Genomic DNA, 17,994 nt, shown 5'->3' on the forward strand with positions numbered 1-17,994 from the left:
TCTCTGCGTCTTTGTGCGAGATTAGGTCTTAGCTTTAGGTCGAATTAAAATTCCCTGAGAAGGACTAAATAATAATGCAACCAAAAAAAACGTAGAAGAAATCAATACGATCGCAGCTCCAGAAGGAAGATTATTATAATAACTAATATAAACTCCTACTACACTTGCAAATGATCCTATTAATGCACCTAAGATCATCATCTGGTGAAATTCTTTAACTAATAGATAAGCTGTCAGTGCGGGCCCAATTAAAAGAGATATAACGAGAATTACTCCTACGGCTTGCATGCTAGCAATAATAGTCAAGGTAATCGCTGCCATAAAGCAAAAATGGATCGCATTAATCGGCAAACCGATCGCTCGTGCTCCCATCTTATCAAACGTAAAAAATAGGAGTTCTTTATAAAACAACCAAACGACTAAAAGAATAATCGCAGCAATAATAGCTGTTCGATAAATATCATGAATGGTAACGCCTAAAATATCTCCGAAGAGAAAACTATCTAAATCTAATTTGCTCTTGAGAACTGTAATTAGTGTAATTCCTAGCGCAAAAAAAGTAGAGAAAGTTAATGCCATAGCCGAATCCACTTTGACGCGAGATTGAGCGCGAATTAAGGAGATTAAAAATGAACCCAGAATCCCCGATGCAAAAGCACCAATGAGAATATCAATTCCTAAAAAAAATGAGATTGCCAGTCCGGGAAAAACACAGTGGGCGATAACATCTCCCAGAAGTGCCATACGTTGAACGATTAAATAACTGCCTACAACTGGACAGAGAATACCAACTAGAATGCCGATCGCGATCGCGTGTCGCATGAATTCATAATTCCAGGGTTCGAGTAACCAATTCATATTGTTATTAGTTAATAGTGATTGATTAGTTTTTAAGAGAAAATACTCGCCCTCTTACTAGCTACTAACAAAACAGCGTATTATCCCAATCGGGTTGTAGCGAGTTTTGTAAATTCGTCCCATAAGCGCGACATAAATTTTCAGGGGTCATTACTCGATCTGGACTTCCATCCGCAATTAAGCCTCGATTGATCAGCAGCAGTCGATCCAACTGATTCAATGCCCCTCCCCAATCGTGGCTGCTGATTAAAAGAATTTTGCCCTCTCTTTTGAGTTGGGCAAACACCTCTAACATAATTCTCTCGGTTTTTGCATCCACTCCAGTAAACGGTTCGTCTAATAAAAATATTTCCGCTTGTTGCGCTAAGGCACGGGCAAGGAATACCCGTTGCTGTTGTCCGCCAGAAAGTTCTCCGATGCGACGGTGACGCAGGGAATACATTTCTACCCTTTCCAGCGCCGCTTTCACAATTTCTTTGGCAGCAGCGCCAGGACGACGAAACCAACCCAAATGTCGGGTTCGCGCCATCAGAACGACATTCCAGACAGTGATGGGAAAGTCCCAATCGATTTGCGATCGCTGGGGAATATAGGCAACTTTCTGTAATTGTTGGTGAAGGGGACAATTACAATAATGCACCGCGCCACTCGCTGCTGGAATCAGTCCCAGCATGGCTTTTATCAGGGTGCTTTTCCCCGCCCCATTGGGACCGATAATACCTACCAGTTGTCCCGGTTCGATGTGAAAACTAATTCGATCTAAGCCTCGCACTTCTCGGTAATTGACACTAAGTTGCCGAACATCTAACATGAAAAGTCGAGAATAATAATGATAACAAAACTCATTTTACTCGTCCCGGTTAATTAGAAGTCTTAAAAATCTATGATTCCTACCCCGCCTCAAACCTGGGCAAAAGCTGCTGTCGTTCTGGCTGTAGGATGCTTAGTTGGTTGCGGTCAATCTAAGCCCACTACTCAGACTAGCCAGATTAATCCTGCCGCAACTCCAGTAGAGGTAGAAAATACAGCAAGCGATCGCCCCAAAATCGTAGCAACTACCAGCGTTTTGTGCGATCTAACCAAACAAATAGCTAGAGATACAATCGATCTGACCTGTTTATTGAAGCCTGGAGTAGACGCTCATGTCTACGAACCCGTACCCGAAGACCGCAAGGCAATAGAAAACGCTCAACTCATCTTCTATTCAGGCTACGATCTAGAACCAGCCTTAATCAAAATTATCAAATCAACCTCTAATTCCGCACCAAAAATTGCGGTTGCCGAAGTAGCAGTTCCCGATCCTCTCATGGGCGAAGAACACGAACACGAACATCAGGAAAAAGCGCAAGGAGAGCAAGTTCCCGATCCTCACGTCTGGCATGACGCTCAAAATGGCATTCGTATGGCAGGCGTCATTCAAACTAATCTGGCTCAGTTAGCCCCTGCTAATGCCGAACTGTATGCTAAAAATGCTCAAGCACTCAAAGAAGAATTGACCCAGATTGACAGTTGGATAAAATCTCAAATTGCAACGATTCCCAAGACGAATCGGAAAATAGTCACCACCCACGATGCAATGGGATATTATGCCGCTGCCTATGGCATTCCTATTGAAGGAGCGATCCAAGGAATCAGTACAGAAGAAAAGCCTACTGCGACCCGGGTAAAAGAATTGGTCGATTCGGTTAAAGCAACTAAAGTCCCGACAATTTTTGCAGAAATTGTGGTCAATCCCAAGCTAATTCAAACCGTTGCCAAGGAAGCTAACGTTAAACTCTCAGATCGCGAACTTTTCTCCGACAGCTTGGGCGAACCGGGTTCGCAAGGCGATACCTATCCCAAAATGTTAATTGCCAATACTCAAACCATTGTCGAAGGCTTGGGCGGGAAGTTTACGCCTTTTGCAGCTCAGAATTCTAAAGAATCTGAGTAACTTAAGAATTACTGCTTCAAAAGAATTACTGCTTCAAATGTCGCTCGAAAAAATTTAACGTTATCTCCATCAGATTTGGATCGAAAGGTTCTCCATTTTGCCCTCTGTAAGAGTGTTTTAAGTTGCGATCGCGAACGTATTCAACTTTAACGCCTTTCTCCTGCAAAGCTTTGACTAACAAATCGCTTTGACTGATGGGAACGACATCATCCAATTCCCCGTGAACGATAAGAAAAGGCGGATCGCGATCGTCGATGTGAGCGATGGGATTGGCGAGAGCAGCTAATTCAGGGCGTTGCGAGACGGGACTGCCGAGTAACCGATAAACCACTTCGGTTAATTTTAGCCAGGGCTGGCCTTGGTTTTTTTCGAGAACTTCAGGAGTAGGAAATTCCGCAAACGCTCTAGGAAATTTTGTCAAGTCCGTCGGCCCGTACCAATTGCTAACTGCTTGAATTTTACTGGAGATTGGTTCGTTGCCCGTCGCGCCTTCCAAGCTGGGAACTCCAGCTGAAGTTCCCAGTAGGGCGCTCAAATGACCGCCCGCTGAATCTCCCCATGCCCCAAATCGATTGGGATCGAGATTATATCGAGTTGCATTTTTTCTTAACCAGCGAACGGCAGCTTTAACATCGTGAATCTGTGCTGGAAAGATAGCTTGGTAACTGTAACGATAGTTAATACAAGCTAAAGCAAATCCTCGTCGCGCAACCAGTTCGCCCGGACAATCTTCTTTACTTCTTTCCACCCAACCGCCCCCGTGAATGAAAATCAGAACGGGTAGAGGTTGGGTAGAGGCAACTTTGGGTAAATAGAGATCGAGCAATAATCTTCCTTGACTTCCCTCAAGCAGATAGGTGCCATATTCGAGGTCTTTTAGGACAGTAACGCGATCGCTACAACCGATCGAGAAGAATAGACCGACCGAGATTAATACAAGTAGCCTTAAGGAAAATAAAAGCTTCATCAAGTGCGCGATCTAGGTCCAAATTACTGCTCCAATCGCAACACCGCCATGAATGCCTCTTGAGGAACGTCTACGGTTCCTATCGCTTTCATGCGCTTTTTCCCCTTGGCTTGCTTCTCTAAGAGTTTCTTCTTGCGACTAATATCGCCGCCGTAGCATTTCGCCAAAACGTCCTTGCGCAAGGCGGGAATGTGTTCGCTAGCAATAATCTTACTTCCGATCGCGGCTTGAATGGGCACTTTAAACTGATGGCGGGGAATCAATTCTTTTAGTTTTTCCACCAAAGCGCGACCGACGTAATACGCTTTATCGCGATGAACGATGGTTGACAGCGCATCCACGGGATCGCCGTTGACCAGAATATCCAGCTTCACCAGAGGATTTTCCCGAAAACCGAGCAATTGATACTCCATGCTCGCATAGCCGCGCGATCGCGATTTAAGCTGGTCGAAAAAGTCTGTCACCACTTCTGCGAGGGGCAATTCATAAATCAAAGCCGTCCGAGTTTGGGTAAAGTAGCGCATATCCTTAAACGTGCCCCGACGACTTTGACACAATTCCATCAGTGCTCCGACAAAGTTTTCAGGACAAATAATTTCTACCTGAATGTAGGGTTCTTCGATTTTTTCCCGTTTCTGCGGCGGCGGCAATAGGCTGGGATTGTCAATCTCTATAACCTCTCCATCTACGGTCGTGACGCGATAGACTACCGAGGGAGCCGTCGTAATTAAGTCCAGATTGTACTCTCTCTCCAGTCTTTCCTGGACGATTTCCATATGCAACAAGCCCAAAAAGCCGCACCGGAATCCAAATCCCATCGCCGATGAGGTTTCGGGTTCGTAGGAGAGGGCAGCATCGTTGAGTTTCAGCTTTTGTAGGGCATCTCGCAGATCTTCGTATTGGTCGGCATCGGTGGGAAATAAGCCGCAGAAGACCATCGGTTTGGCTTCTGTATAGCCCGGTAGCGGTTCGGAGGCTGGGGCTTGAGCTAAAGTAATCGTATCGCCGACGCGCGCATCTGCCACGGCTTTAATTGCTGCCGCCAGGTAGCCAACTTCTCCGGCATGCAGTTCTTCGACCTGGATTTGGTTGGGAGACAGTACGCCTAATTCGTCGATTTCGTATTCTTTGCCCGATGCCATCAGGCGAATGCGATCGCCTTTTCTCACTTTGCCGTCCATAACTCGGAAGTACACGATTACTCCCCGATAGGGATCGTAATAACTATCGAAGATCAAGGCGCGTAGGGGGCGATCGACAGTATCGGTTGGCGGGGGAACCAAATGAACGATTGACTCTAAAATTTCATCGATGCCAATCCCAGCTTTTGCTGATGCTTTGATAATATTGCTGCAATCTAGACCGACAATTTCTTCAATTTCTTGCGCTACCCGTTCTGGTTCGGCACTGGGAAGATCGATTTTATTGAGAACGGGAATGATTTCGAGATTATTTTCTAACGCCAAATAGACGTTGGCTAGGGTTTGTGCTTCGACTCCTTGGGAGGCATCGACAACTAATAAGGCTCCTTCACAGGCAGCTAGAGAACGAGACACCTCGTAGGAAAAATCCACGTGACCCGGCGTATCGATGAGATTGATAACGTATTGCTGACCATCCTTGGCAGTATAGTTCATTCGTGCCGCCTGCAATTTGATGGTAATTCCTCGCTCGCGTTCTAGCTCCATATTGTCGAGGAATTGTTCCTTCATCTCTCGCTGAGCGACAGTACCAGTGATTTGTAACATGCGGTCAGCCAAAGTAGATTTCCCATGGTCGATGTGAGCAATAATCGAAAAGTTACGAATGCGAGAGACGGGAACGTCAGTCATAGAGGTCAAGTGTGATTTGAGTAGTAGTTCGTAAAAAGCAAGAATCCTTAATCTATTTTAAAGTTAAGCTTCTGGATTTTATTGTAAGCTCGATCTGCCGTGGGCGATGTCAATTATTTGCGTCTTTGGGCAGAAGCGCTATTTGAGCGAGAACGCCGACTACTACAATAGAAGAAAGAAGAATAATAATGACTTATGAACGATAATATTCATCAACAACGTTCTGCCGATAAAGTTGAAATATCAATTCATTTAGATTCAGAACTGTTGGATCAAATTCAACATCTGACAAACGATCCCAGTCGGATAATCGAAACGGCAATCAAACAATGGCTCAGAAACGAGCGCGAAGGGGATGACGACTTGGCACGTTCCTTGCGGCGCAACCCGCCCGTACCGCCTAGAGGCGAATGGAATGACTGAAACAAAGCACTGGTGCTTTCTGCTTGAGAGCAAAGATAAAATTCTTTTCTAGAGGTTAAACTAGATTTCCCGTCAATCGGTATTTAATTCCCTAAAATCTGGAGATTAGTTAAAATTTTTAACAAAGAGCTATCTACTGTTATTTTGGAAACATATTGGGGCATTTTAAAGTTGGGAGGTGTGGGATAGGCTAAGCGCGTCGCAGTCGCGAGATCGAATTTTTGAGTGCATGCCTAAGGTTTTCGTACTCTAAAACTGATGCGAACCATGAATCCTCTGCTTGATGTCGGTGCTTTTCCAAGGCAAGGAATGTCTATGAAAGCCGAGCTGGCGAAATCTAAGCCCAATAATGATTGGCAGCATTTAGGAGCCGAACTGGTCTTTACTCAAGATAGCTCTGGGAAATATCTATCTTTTTACTGGCAAGCAGCTTCAGATTATGGGATTGGGGAAGAAGAAATCGTTGGCAGCTATCTTGAAGAAACCTTAACTCCAGTTCGCATCAAAGCTTACTATGAGAGGGTTAGACGAGTATTAGAGAGAAGAGTTCCCGAACAATGCCACTGTCTGTTCCGGTATCGAGGACAAACTTTGCCTTTTGAATTGGTTATTAGCCCGATCTTACCAAAAGAAGGCAAGCCGCAAGCCGTCTTGGTCATGGGACGTTTATTGAGCGAGACAGAAATTGCCCTGACCGCCAATACCGATCTTCCTCCCCATCCAGGACCTTATCAAAAGCTACTGACCAATATCGCCCGAAAAATTCGCCGCACTTTAGATCTGGCAACGATTTGGAAGCAAACGGTCGATAGCATTGGCGAGGCGCTGCAAGTCAGCCGCTGCTTGACGCTTGCCTGCGATCCCAAACAGAGGTATCTGGATGTCAAAGCCGAATACTGCCAGCAACCGTTTAAATCGATGCTGGGATATCGTTTGGATGGCAAATCCGAAGCGTATTGGCAACAAGCTTTATGCCAGCGAGAACCCGTCATCGTCGAGCAACTCGTTGAGGACAGATTTCAAGCAAAATCTATCTTAGTCGTCTCTACCTTTTACCAAAATCAACGCAATGGGTTAATCTGTCTTCAGCAATGCGATCGCCACCGCTATTGGACTCCCGCAGAAATTGAGTTAGTCCAAGAACTCGCCGACCAAGTGGGAACCGCGATCGCTCATGCTACTCTCTACAAAGAACTCGAACAAGCTACCCTAGCGGCAGAAGAAGCCTCTCGCCTCAAAAGCGAATTTCTAGCCAGCACCACCCACGAACTGCGAACTCCCCTCAATGGCATCATCGGCTTTCTTAAGCTGATTCTCGACGGCATGGCAGACGACCCCGAAGAACAGCGAGAATTTCTTGAAGAAGCCTATAAATCCTCTCTTCATCTGCTCAATCTCATCAACGACATTCTCGATCTTGCCAAAATCGAAGCTGGCAAAATGGATCTAGAATTGGGTGCCGTCGAGCTAGATGAGTTATTGCAATCAGTAGATAACTTTACTCGTCCCCTGGCACAGCAAAAGAACCTTAGTTTCAAGATTAAACCGCCTCAAACCCTAACGCCAGTGATTCTCTATGGCAACTATCAGCGCCTGTTACAAGTGATGTTGAATTTAATCGGCAATGCCATCAAATTCACTCACGAAGGGGGAATCGTCGTGAGTGCAGAAATCTCTAAGAAGAAAGTGAAACACGACAATCAAGAGTTTCCCGGCATCGTCAAAATCAGCGTAGCCGATACGGGAATAGGCGTTTCTCTAGAAAAACAAGCCAAACTGTTTGAAAAATTCGTGCAAGTTGATGGCTCTCTAACTAAAGCCTATGGCGGAACGGGTTTGGGACTAGCTATTTCCCAGAAGCTTGTAGACGCGATGGGAGGACAGGTAGACTTTTATAGCATGGGAGAAGGATTGGGTTCGACGGTCACTTTTACCGTCCCTCTCAATCATATGCCCGTCATGAAAAGCGTTCAGTCGATCGACGATTCTTTCGATCTGGCAAGTTAAGATTTTTCTATAGAGAGAGCGCGTCCCGAACGGTTTGTCCAATTGCGATCGCCTTAACGGTAGGATAGAAGTGGCTACAATTTAAAAGTAGTGAATTGAGGTCAACGTATGTCATTAGCACTGACTCCAGATAACGTCGAGCAAGTCCTAGACGAAATGCGCCCCTACCTAATGGCAGATGGCGGTAATGTCGAACTGGTTGAAATCGATGGCCCTATAGTTAGACTCCGCCTACAGGGAGCTTGTGGTTCTTGTCCCAGTTCTACCATGACGCTGAAAATGGGCATCGAGCGCCGTTTGAGAGAAATTATTCCTGAAATTGCTGAAGTAGAACAAACTATGTAGGTTAGGTAGTTCTTTGTGAGTAGTTAGTAGTTATTAGCAATTTAACTAACTACTAACTATTTCAACCAATCTTTTAACTTCGTACCGCAGACTTTACAATAATTGGCATCAAAGTCGTGAATTGATAGTCCGCAACCCGAACAACTTTTTTGTACTTGATTGGTTGTTTTGAGTAATTGCTTAACTAACTCGCCTACCTGCCAAGGAATTAATAAAATTCCCGTTAAAATCATTAACACGGTTAAAAAGCGACCAGTCTCAGAAATGGGAGTGACATCGCCAAATCCCACCGTTGTCATGGTCACGACTGAAAAATAAAGAGCATCGAAAAAGTTTCTAAAAATAGTAGGATTGACGGAATGCTCGGCTTGATAGATAAAGCCAGAGTAAACAAAAATAATCGAAAATAAAGTTAATACTATTCTGGTAAGAATTACTCCGTCTTCTGTTTCGATTTTAAAGATAGAAATTTTAAACTCAAGAAATCTAATCAGTCGTAAAAGACGAAACCATCTAAAAATCCGAATAAATCTAATGTCCATTATCCCTATTATTAGGGGAACGATCGCAATTAGATCGAAAATAGAAAAGAGACTAAAAACAAATTTTATTTTAGAGTCAGCACACCAAAAGCGAATTGAATATTCTATCGTAAAAATAACCAAAATGGCTATATCGATGTTATCTAGCCAAATTCTTACTATTTGGGGAATGGAATAAGTTTCTGTAACAAATATAGTTAATGATAAAAATATTAGTCCTAAAATGGTTAAATTAATCGTTTTTCCTATAGGGGTTTCAATATCTTCTAAGTAATGCGAAACTGTTTTTCGCCACGAAATGAAATCCATACAAATTGTCAAAGCAGTTCGCACTAACTAAAAAACTTATGAAAATATTTTATCGTTAAGTTTAAAGATAATTTGCTAATTGCATATCGTTCAAAAATTGGTATTAGCTATTAATAATTGAACAGTGAGATGAAGATAAAAACTCAGATCGCGATCGCTGGGTTAACTCAAGAATGCTTTCAAGATTATCCCAATTTTCCCGTTTGATTGTATCAATTAAGCGATCTAACCGAGCGCGATATGAAAACAGCGATCGCAACAAATTCTCTTGATTATACTGTGCCATCATTAAACCCAATTCTGGATTTCCCCCGCCGACGCGACTGGTATCTCGAAACCCCGAACTCGCTAACTGTCTTGCCAAATTGAATACTTTTGGATCGGTTTCACTCATGCAAGCATCAATCAAAGCAGCACTAACCATGACAGGTAGATGGGAAATCCAAGCAACGGCGCGATCGTGTTCTTCTGGCATACAAGTATAAATAATCGAACCCAGCGATCGCGCTATTTCTTCAACTCGTTCGCGTGCGACTAAAGGAGTAGTTTCTGTTGGGGTTAAAACGTAAGCAGCACCGACAAATAAATCGTTTTGTGCCGCTTCAATCCCTTGCCGTGCAGTTCCTGCCATAGGATGTCCGCCAATAAAATAATCCCATAACTGGGAACATGCTTGCACGATCGGAGTTTTTACCGAACCGACATCAGTAACGATAGTTTTAGGAAGAAGATAAGGAATTAGTCGTTTGAGAGTTGGAGTAATTTTATCAATAGGCGTACAGATAAATACTATTTCTACTCCTTGCAACAGCTTGGTTTTCACTTCATCAACTTCGCTGTTCTCCGACAGGACGATATACTCATCAACTGCACCTATCTGTTTTGCTTTCTCGCAAGTCTCTTGGCGATGAGAGATTCCGAGTACGTTAAAATTGTGCGATCGCAAATCTAATCCCAACGATCCACCAATTAATCCCAGTCCGACAATTCCTACCGTTTTCATCTGTTCTGTGCTACTATTCATAAACTGTTTCGTCTTCCTTACGCCATGCTGGATCGACGATACAGATAAATACTAGCGGTTCATTTGCGCAATTGCGAATATATTGTTTGGCATTGGGGGGGATATAGACTGCATCTCCAGGTTCGACGATTTGCGTTTCCTCGCCGATGTGCATTTCTCCCTTCCCGCTGAGGATGTAATAAACTTCTGAGGTTTTTAGAGAATGGGGTGTCGAAGTTTCCCCGACGGGGACGACGGCATGAGCTAAACTGTAGCGCAGTTCTATTGGTTGCTTGTCAGGATGCAGCAATTCTCGCAGGCGAGTCTTATCTCCTGCGAGAAATTCTTCACATTCTTTCAGTTTTTGAACTAACATAACGCGCGAATTGTTGTCAGGAGTTAGTCAATGATTCATTAATCATAGTTCGGAATCAAAAAAAATAACTCACAACTTTGTTATACTAACTCCCGATTCAGCGCGCCGCCGCGCGTCTCTATTAATCTTTATATGCTGGTTGAGTAACAAAACGCAAATCGCCCTCACCCCAACCCCTCTCCCAGAGCGGGAGAGTGGCTCTCAACTTAAGATTTTGGACTGAAGTCCCTTCGCCCCTTGTGGGAGAAGGGATTTAGGGATGAGGGGACAAAGATTTGTCACTCAACCAGCTTTATATGTTACCCAGGTCGATAATCAGAACAACCGATCGCTTGTTCTGTATTAGCAAGTGTCGGTTGTACCGTACATTTGAGATGGTAATCGTTAGTAAAAAACTGACAGTTAGCGCAAGGGATTTGATGCATTTGCTTAGCTTTGGTAGCAGTATCGCGAATGATACTCCACAACGTCCAGCTTAGTAAAATAATAAAACCCCAAGCAACGAAAAAACAGATAGGAACAAGGAAAGGTTGTATGGCTTGAATTATACTGCGTAGGAGTTGAATCACTGCCGATCCTTAGCCCGAAACGTCACTTAATAATAATCGAGTCTTTGATTGATTTAAGCGCGCTTTGTGCGTTCTCGATTCTATCTTGCGATAGATAAATTTAACTTCCCTTACCTAGTATAAAAGTGAAGATTAAATTATGCTATAAAAATTGCTTCCGATGGGGCACACAGACGCGAGCGATCGCGTCCCCATCCCTTCAACCGATGTAAGCCAGTCCAATTTCACCAATACCTAACTTCCCGAACTCAGCAATTGAACGATTTGAGAGATTTGCTGTTTGTTGAACACTTTAAGCAAAGTTTTTGCTGCTGCTTGGGGATCTAGAGCGATGGTAATCTGTTGTGGAGCTTGTGAGTGAGCCACAGCCAGTTGTTGTAGCTCAGGAGGAATAGCAATTTGACTGCCTTTGCCCATCTCAAGGAGATCGCCGCCCTGTTTCAGTTCTTTGATAACGACAGGGGCAAGGATGCGATAGGGGAGTCTGGGATTGGCGATCGCGGCATCGGCAGCTTTCAGAAGCTTTTGCCAGCCTTGCTCGCCAGGAGCTAATTGTGCTAACCCGGCACAGATCTTCCGCAGTTGTTGGCGGCTAGCGGGCGTATCTTGTTGCTTGAAGAGCTGCAACATTTGCATTAGTAGGTTCTTCACCTGGGGCGCGATCGATACCTTGGCAGGAGCAGTCTGCGCTGCTGGCATTCCGTTTCTTGGGGCTGAAACGGCACCGCCGAGCAATTGTTTGAGGTAATCTTGCAGTTCGATAAACTTTGGTTCGGAGCGCGAGACGATCGCGTCGGCTTCTTCTTCTTGAAGTCCCATCGGACTTTGCAGGTGCTCGATTAAATCCTGAAGAACATCGTATCCGGTCAGGAAAAGAGATTCCAGCTTTCGATCGACCGATAGGGTATGTTCTTTGAGAACTTTAAAAGCATCTTCTAGACGGTGAGCAGTTTTCTGAATGCTGCCGTAACCTAGCATTGCTGCTCCCCCTTTAATCGAATGGGCAGCCCGAAACATTTCGTTGACTCGTTCGGGATCTTCGATGACCGAAGACAACTCCAGTATTCCACGTTCGAGAGTTTCGAGGTGTTCTTTGGCTTCTTCTATGAAATAGCCAAGAATTTTTTGCTGATTTGCGGCATCCAAGGCAGTTTCTCCCAATCTGAATAAGGTTCGCTATCGCTAGGCTACTGCCACCTTGCTCGCGATTTGAGCTAGGCTGAGATGGCGACATAACCCGATCGAAAATCTCCCAATGCTTCGCACAAAAAGCAGTTTAGGAGATCCTTAGTAATAGTATTCCCTAAAATTTCCAAAAAGTAACAGAGGATAGGGATAAATAATTTCATCATAGATTTAAAGGATTTAAAGTAACTACGGCGAGCCGCGAACTATTTCCGAAAAAGAGCGTTTAATGAGGAAGGGGGTTAGTCCTGCTGCCTTCGCTCCGTGGTAGTCTTCTTTTAAGCTATCTCCAATGTGCCATGCCTGTTGGGCTAGACAGTTATGTTTTTGTAGTGCGATCAGAAAAATTTGACTATGGGGTTTTGCCGCGCCTACTTTTGAAGAAATTGTGATACTGCTAAAAAAATCTTTCAGTTGCAAGCGTTCCATTACTGAATACAAGCGAGTATCGAAATTGGATATTATACCTAGTTGAATGCCTTTTTGCTGCCAGTGTTCCAAAGCAGGAACGACATCGGGATAGACGTACCAAGGCTGCTCTGTGGCAAAGTAGGCGTAGAGTTGGCCAAAGAAGGTATCAAAGTCAGAGAAGCGATCGAGAACGCCAGCTCCCTCAAAAGTCTCCTTGGCGATCGCTCTCCACCATTGATACTCCAGTTCGGGAATTTTGGCAGCATCGATTCCTGGAAAAGCTAGCGGACTGGCAGTTTTGAAGCTTTGGATAAAGGCTTCGTCGAGGCGATCGGGCGAGATATCTACTCCAGCTCCCCTGGCGATCGCGCTATAAACTTCGCCGACGCTTCCCTTTACACCAAATAAAGTCCCGACAGCATCTAAGAAAATGACTTTTGGTTGTTTGTCATTGGTCATTAGTCCTCCGAGCTATTCACCCTGCCAGCAATTCTATAACGGGCTGGGTTATCCAGTTAAACCCAACGTTAAGTTGGTGTTTTAGGGTTGGTAGGCGATAGAGATAAATCAAACGCCGCAGAATATAGGCTGGTATTCCTTCTAGTTTCACTCCCAAACCGCTAATAGTGGCATTATCTACTCCCAAGGTCATCATCTCGCCCATCGGGAAGTAACGGAAGGGCAATAAAGGTCGTCTGGTAATAGAAGCCCAGATATTCCAAGCGCAGAAGTCAGACTGCTGAAGGGCAGATTGAGCGGTAGCCGGAACTTGTTGTCCGGTTATATCCTGACAATTGGCGACATCGCCGAGGGCATAAATTTCGGGGCGATCGCTTGCTTGCAGAAAAGCATTTGTCGTCAACAATCCGCGTCGATCGTGCTTGAGGGGGAGTTTTTGAATCGATTCGGAAACTTGAGTTCCCACCGTCCACAAAACTATATCTACCGGAATCGTATCGATTTGTCCTTTATAAAGCAAGGAGATGGTATCCGATGTCATCGACTCGACTTCAGTTTCCAAGTCCAGCCATACCAGTCGTTTTTCTAACGCTCTCTTAGCTGCTTCTCGATTAGATTCTGGGGACGTAGCGAGAATCGTGGCTTGCTTTTCGATCAGCCGCAAGCGTCCTCTCTCTCCCAAACGATCTGCCAACTTGCAAGCGAGTTCGACTCCGCTGTAGCCGCCGCCAACGATCGCGACGCGGATCTTGTCTGCATCGGACTGTTCTAAGATTCTTAGTCGTTCTCCGAGTCGATAAGCATCGTTTAGAGTCCGAAACGGGATCGCGCGGTCCTTTGCTCCTGGGACGATATCTAGGGGGGTTTTGCCGCCGATAGCTACGACCAGTTTGTCGTAGCTTATGCTGGTTTCGTTATCGAGTTGTACTTCTCTAGCTTCAATATCGATGCCAGTGACGCAAGCTTGTTTGAAGAGGATGCCCGTACCTGAGAGCAGTTCTTCAAAAGGCGGAGCAATTTCCCAACTCTGCATTTCTCCCGTCATTAATTCGTATAACAAGGGAGAGAATAAAAAGCGATCGCTTTTGTCGATCAGAGTGATTTCCGGTTGGTGAGAATTGTCCCAGGGGAACTGGGTTAGGCGTAACGCGGTATATAACCCCCCGAAACCGCCACCAAGAATGCAGATGCGTATAGTTTGTTTGTTCATAAGACCAGGCTCAGGTGTTATATGCAAGGCGACTGTATTCAGCATAGCAAGGGAATCGCTAGCTTCAAGGACTCTATAGCCCGCAACCAATTAGTCGCATAAAGAAATGATGCGCTATCTTTGGTCTGTAGGGAGAATGCCAACAATAACCGGGAAGACTGCCAGTTGCTAAGGATTTAGAGAAATCAAATTCATCAAACTCTAGCCATCTTTTCTCGCGATACCAACCTAATTGTTTGCCCAGGCGAATTAAAATTTCGTTATTGTAGGCTCTGAGAGTATCCAGATTTCCTCCTAAGTTATGGTATAGATGTAGCTGAATGCTAAAGCCAAAAAGATCCTTACTGTATTTTCTCCAAAGGCGATCGATAATGCGAGTTCCATTACAGCAAAAGCTGTTCATATCTTCAGGAGTACAACCAGTTTGCGAATCGTTGCCTGCAATTTCTTGCATGACCCTGGTCGTCTCTAGGTCAGCGTCTTTCCACTTACCTACTTTTAGCAAATCTCGCAATTTGCCATATCGGTGTAGATCGGGAAGTAATAAACGAGTTTCCTCTAGTTCTTCTTCCAGGCGAGATATTCTCTGTCCAATCGTCGTTTCTAGTCGAGCTAAACGCGAGAGAACTTCTGATTCAAATTCCGGATCGAGCATGGGATAATTTTATGAGGTCGGTTTCTAACTACTCTAACAATCGAAAAAAGTCGAAGCAGTTGATGGCTTCTGGGAAGATTTTTCGTGCATTTTGCACTCCTATCGCGAGGATCGACTTGCGGTGCGATCGAATCCACTTGCTCAGGAATCGTCGTTTTTTGTTTCCAATCCCTTTATTTCTCAGCAATTGCTTTACTTTGAGAATAAATATTGGGATGCGGCAAATTTTTAGCTAAAAAAATCATTTTTGCTTATTTTAATCATTTTTCAAGGAATAACTGTTAAATTTTTCCAAGGTTATTGGAAAGTAATTTTAGCTTTAACCTATACTTTTCTTGATTTCATTGTAGTCAAAGTAAAAAGGGAACTCATCGTGACTGAAACCCCTATCTCTCAACAGCTGTCTCATTCTTCAACCCTAGCAGGTTATGACATCGAAAAGGCAGTTTTAGAACGCTACCGAGCTAGTGCAAAGCAACAAGAACCTAGCTTGTGTTGTCCTACAGAGTATGAAGGAAACTATTTAGATATTCTGCCTCAAGAAATTATTGAGAAGGATTACGGCTGTGGCGATCCTACTCGTTACGTTTCTGTAGGCGAGACGGTGTTAGATTTAGGTTCTGGTGCCGGAAAAAACTGTTATATTCTAGCGCAGAAAGTAGGCGCGACGGGCAAAGTCATTGGGATTGACTTCAATGATGAAATGCTGGCACTAGCGCGAAAATATCAATCTGAAATTGCCAGAAAAGTTGGATATTGTAATACGCAATTTTTCAAGGGAAAAATCCAAGATCTTAAGCTAGATTTAGAGAAAGTAGAAGCATGGTTGCAAGACAATCCGATCGCTTCTATCGAGCAATTTAGTCAATTTGATGCCCAATGCGATTGCTTGCGCGATCGATCTCCTCTCATTCATGATTCAAGTATCGATGTAGTCATCTCTAACTGCGTTCTTAACCTAGTTTGCCCTAAAGATAAACAGCAGTTATTCCAAGAAATTTATCGCGTTCTCAAACGAGGCGGAAGGGCAGTTATTTCTGATATCGTTTGCGATGAAGATCCGACTCCAGAAATCCTTAATAATCCCGAACTATGGAGCGGTTGTATTTCCGGCGCGTTTCGAGAAGATCTCTTCCTTAAAATGTTTGAAGAAGTCGGATTTTATGGTATTGAGATTCTCAAACGAGACGAAAAACCATGGCAAGTTATTGATGGCATTGAATTTCGTTCCGTCACTGTTCGTGCTTTTAAAGGAAAAGAAGGTTCTTGTTTAGAACGCAAACAAGCCATTATTTATAAAGGTCCTTGGAAACAGGTGCAAGATGATGACGGTCACACCTTTTGTCGCGGAGAAAGAATGGCAGTTTGTGATAAAACTTATCAAATTTTAACTAATCCCAATAGTCCTTATGCCAAAGATATTATTCCTGTGCCTCCCTATCAAGAAATCTCTCTAGAAGCAGCAACAAACTTTAGCTGTAAAAATAAAGCCATTCGCCATCCAAAAGAAACCAAAGGATACAACTACCATCTCACCGAAATTAACAATGATGCTGGGTGCTGCAGTCCAGGTGAATGTTGTTAACAGTTACCAGTTATCAGTCAGTCATTGGTCGTGTGTTTTTTCTTTATCTATCTCCCTTATACCCTCTGCGTCTGAAGGATCGAATTAAAAAACTTAGTAACTAAGCCAATATTTCTAATGACTCAATCAGCATCTACTTCTCAACTTTCCTTCTCAGAAATTACCCCATTTCAAAAAAAACTCAGTCACCCCTTAACCAAGCAAAAAATTACTGTTCTACAAATTAATCTAGGCAAGCGTTGTAATCTAGCTTGCAATCATTGTCATGTAGAAGCAGGACCAAAACGAACAGAAGAACTATCTTCAGAAATCTGCGAACAATTAATTGAATTAATTCATGGTTTTCCTCAAATTGAAACAGTCGATTTAACTGGCGGCGCGCCAGAAATGAACTATGGGTTTAAACCGCTAGTAGAAGCTGCCAGAAAAGCAGGAAAAGAAGTCATTGTTCGCTCTAACTTAACTATCTTTTTTGAAACTGGATATAAAGATTTACCAGAATATTTAGCCCAGTATCAATTGCGAGTTATCGCATCGCTTCCCTGTTATTTAGAAAACAATGTAGATCGACAGAGAGGTGCAGGAGTTTATCAGGCTTCAATTAAAGCAATTCAAAAATTAAATCAACTCGGTTATGGAAAAAAGCCAGATCTAATTCTAGATTTAGTTTATAATCCTCAGTTACCTAAAAATGATAATTTTTTTCTAACTTCCAATCAAGTTAGTTTAGAGCGAGATTATAAACAATATTTAGAAGAAAATTTTGGAGTCGTTTTTAATCGCTTATTCGCTATTACTAATCTTCCTATTGGCAGGGTCAAAAATCATCTCAACAATAATCATTTATATGTTCTCTATCTAAAATTTTTAGAATCTCACCATAATTCCAGTACTGTTTCTCATCTAATGTGTCGCAATCAATTATCAATTGATTATTTAGGTAATGTATATGATTGTGACTTCAATCAGATGGAAAATCTTCCAGCTACTTTACCCAATGGAGAAGCTTTAACAATAGTCAAACTATTAGAAGCAGGAAATCTCGACTTAATTCAAGAAATCAAAACCGCAGCCTACTGTTATGGGTGTACGGCTGGGAGTGGTTCGAGTTGCGCAGGAGCATTAATTTGATAGTCCGCCAGGAACCGAAGTTCCTGGCTATTAGCTTAAGTCCACTTAAGTGGACTCGATCTAGCCTAGAAGATTGGTGTTATACTTTTTTCGTTCATTAATGACAGAGATAGTCGATCGCCCTCACCCCAACCCCTCTCCCTATTTGGGAGAGGGGAGAAGAATGTCGATCGCGAAAACCTGAAAATTGGTAG

At 43.6% G+C, this 17,994-nt stretch carries 18 protein-coding genes; 6 read left to right on the forward strand and 12 right to left on the reverse strand.

The genetic code is table 11. The annotated features are described in order from the left end of the window. Positions 1-21: 21 nt before the first annotated feature. Together NIES593_RS06165 and NIES593_RS06170 are read right to left on the reverse strand one after the other, a co-directional pair. Positions 22-858 (reverse strand): metal ABC transporter permease, encoded by an 837-nt coding sequence (locus tag NIES593_RS06165; RefSeq protein WP_073598745.1) that lies wholly within the window; start codon positions 856-858, stop codon positions 22-24. 64 nt (positions 859-922) lie between these two features. Continuing rightward, positions 923-1,669: a metal ABC transporter ATP-binding protein gene (locus NIES593_RS06170; protein ID WP_073598746.1), complete on the reverse strand. Its 747-nt coding sequence runs from the start codon at positions 1,667-1,669 to the stop codon at positions 923-925. 72 nt (positions 1,670-1,741) lie between these two features. On the opposite strand from NIES593_RS06170, the gene NIES593_RS06175 reads away from it, so the two are divergent. Next, the gene (locus tag NIES593_RS06175) at positions 1,742-2,791 is read left to right on the forward strand and encodes a metal ABC transporter solute-binding protein, Zn/Mn family (RefSeq protein ID WP_073598747.1); all 1,050 of its coding nucleotides are present in this window, start codon (positions 1,742-1,744) and stop codon (positions 2,789-2,791) included. A 25-nt stretch (positions 2,792-2,816) separates the two neighbouring features. Here the strand turns inward: NIES593_RS06175 and NIES593_RS06180 are convergent, their stop codons facing one another. Together NIES593_RS06180 and lepA are read right to left on the reverse strand one after the other, a co-directional pair. Then, complete coding sequence (locus NIES593_RS06180) at positions 2,817-3,758, reverse strand: alpha/beta hydrolase (protein WP_073598748.1); 942 nt, start codon at positions 3,756-3,758, stop codon at positions 2,817-2,819. Between the two features lie 23 nt (positions 3,759-3,781). Continuing rightward, complete coding sequence (gene lepA / locus NIES593_RS06185; RefSeq protein WP_073598749.1) at positions 3,782-5,590, reverse strand: translation elongation factor 4; 1,809 nt, start codon at positions 5,588-5,590, stop codon at positions 3,782-3,784. 195 nt (positions 5,591-5,785) lie between these two features. Between lepA and NIES593_RS06190 the strand changes: the two genes are divergently transcribed. From NIES593_RS06190 to NIES593_RS06200, 3 genes are all read left to right on the forward strand, one after another. Continuing rightward, entirely contained in the window at positions 5,786-6,013 is a 228-nt protein-coding gene (locus NIES593_RS06190; protein WP_073598750.1) for a type II toxin-antitoxin system CcdA family antitoxin, read from the forward strand. Between the two features lie 267 nt (positions 6,014-6,280). Then, the gene (locus NIES593_RS06195; protein ID WP_073598870.1) at positions 6,281-8,020 is read left to right on the forward strand and encodes an ATP-binding protein; all 1,740 of its coding nucleotides are present in this window, start codon (positions 6,281-6,283) and stop codon (positions 8,018-8,020) included. A 108-nt stretch (positions 8,021-8,128) separates the two neighbouring features. Continuing rightward, positions 8,129-8,365 carry a NifU family protein gene (locus tag NIES593_RS06200; RefSeq protein WP_015142465.1) on the forward strand — a complete coding sequence of 79 codons (237 nt, stop codon included), beginning with the start codon at positions 8,129-8,131 and terminating at the stop codon, positions 8,363-8,365. Between the two features lie 56 nt (positions 8,366-8,421). Here the strand turns inward: NIES593_RS06200 and NIES593_RS06205 are convergent, their stop codons facing one another. The 8 genes from NIES593_RS06205 to NIES593_RS06240 all read right to left on the reverse strand — a co-directional run bounded on the left by NIES593_RS06205 (position 8,422) and on the right by NIES593_RS06240 (position 15,084). Beyond that, complete coding sequence (locus NIES593_RS06205; protein WP_073598871.1) at positions 8,422-9,216, reverse strand: ion transporter; 795 nt, start codon at positions 9,214-9,216, stop codon at positions 8,422-8,424. Positions 9,217-9,319: 103 nt separating this feature from the next. Beyond that, the gene (locus NIES593_RS06210) at positions 9,320-10,240 is read right to left on the reverse strand and encodes a prephenate/arogenate dehydrogenase (protein ID WP_217651833.1); all 921 of its coding nucleotides are present in this window, start codon (positions 10,238-10,240) and stop codon (positions 9,320-9,322) included. Then, entirely contained in the window at positions 10,233-10,595 is a 363-nt protein-coding gene (locus NIES593_RS06215) for a cupin domain-containing protein (protein WP_073598751.1), read from the reverse strand. The genes NIES593_RS06210 and NIES593_RS06215 overlap by 8 nt, the downstream gene beginning before the upstream one ends. A 299-nt stretch (positions 10,596-10,894) precedes the next feature. Beyond that, positions 10,895-11,164, reverse strand: coding sequence for a hypothetical protein (locus tag NIES593_RS06220; protein WP_073598752.1), 270 nt, complete (start codon positions 11,162-11,164; stop codon positions 10,895-10,897). A gap of 234 nt (positions 11,165-11,398) precedes the next feature. Beyond that, on the reverse strand, positions 11,399-12,310 hold the full coding sequence (locus NIES593_RS06225) for an Hpt domain-containing protein (protein WP_073598873.1): 912 nt from the start codon (positions 12,308-12,310) through the stop codon (positions 11,399-11,401). 228 nt (positions 12,311-12,538) lie between these two features. Then, complete coding sequence (locus NIES593_RS06230; RefSeq protein WP_073598753.1) at positions 12,539-13,219, reverse strand: HAD-IA family hydrolase; 681 nt, start codon at positions 13,217-13,219, stop codon at positions 12,539-12,541. 16 nt (positions 13,220-13,235) lie between these two features. After that, positions 13,236-14,429, reverse strand: a complete 1,194-nt coding sequence (locus NIES593_RS06235; protein ID WP_073598754.1) for an NAD(P)/FAD-dependent oxidoreductase — start codon at positions 14,427-14,429, stop codon at positions 13,236-13,238. 73 nt (positions 14,430-14,502) lie between these two features. Then, positions 14,503-15,084 carry a GUN4 domain-containing protein gene (locus NIES593_RS06240; RefSeq protein ID WP_073598755.1) on the reverse strand — a complete coding sequence of 194 codons (582 nt, stop codon included), beginning with the start codon at positions 15,082-15,084 and terminating at the stop codon, positions 14,503-14,505. Between the two features lie 373 nt (positions 15,085-15,457). Here NIES593_RS06240 and NIES593_RS06245 point away from each other — a divergent pair, with 373 nt between their 5' ends. Further along, positions 15,458-16,669, forward strand: a complete 1,212-nt coding sequence (locus NIES593_RS06245; protein ID WP_175561048.1) for a methyltransferase domain-containing protein — start codon at positions 15,458-15,460, stop codon at positions 16,667-16,669. Positions 16,670-16,786: 117 nt separating this feature from the next. Further along, positions 16,787-17,800 (forward strand): arsenosugar biosynthesis radical SAM (seleno)protein ArsS, encoded by a 1,014-nt coding sequence (arsS, locus tag NIES593_RS06250; protein ID WP_073598756.1) that lies wholly within the window; start codon positions 16,787-16,789, stop codon positions 17,798-17,800. The last annotated feature ends 194 nt before the right edge of the window (positions 17,801-17,994 follow it).

The sequence above is a fragment of the Hydrococcus rivularis NIES-593 genome (assembly GCF_001904635.1).
GTDB classification, from domain to species: Bacteria; Cyanobacteriota; Cyanobacteriia; order Cyanobacteriales; family Microcystaceae; genus Hydrococcus; species Hydrococcus rivularis.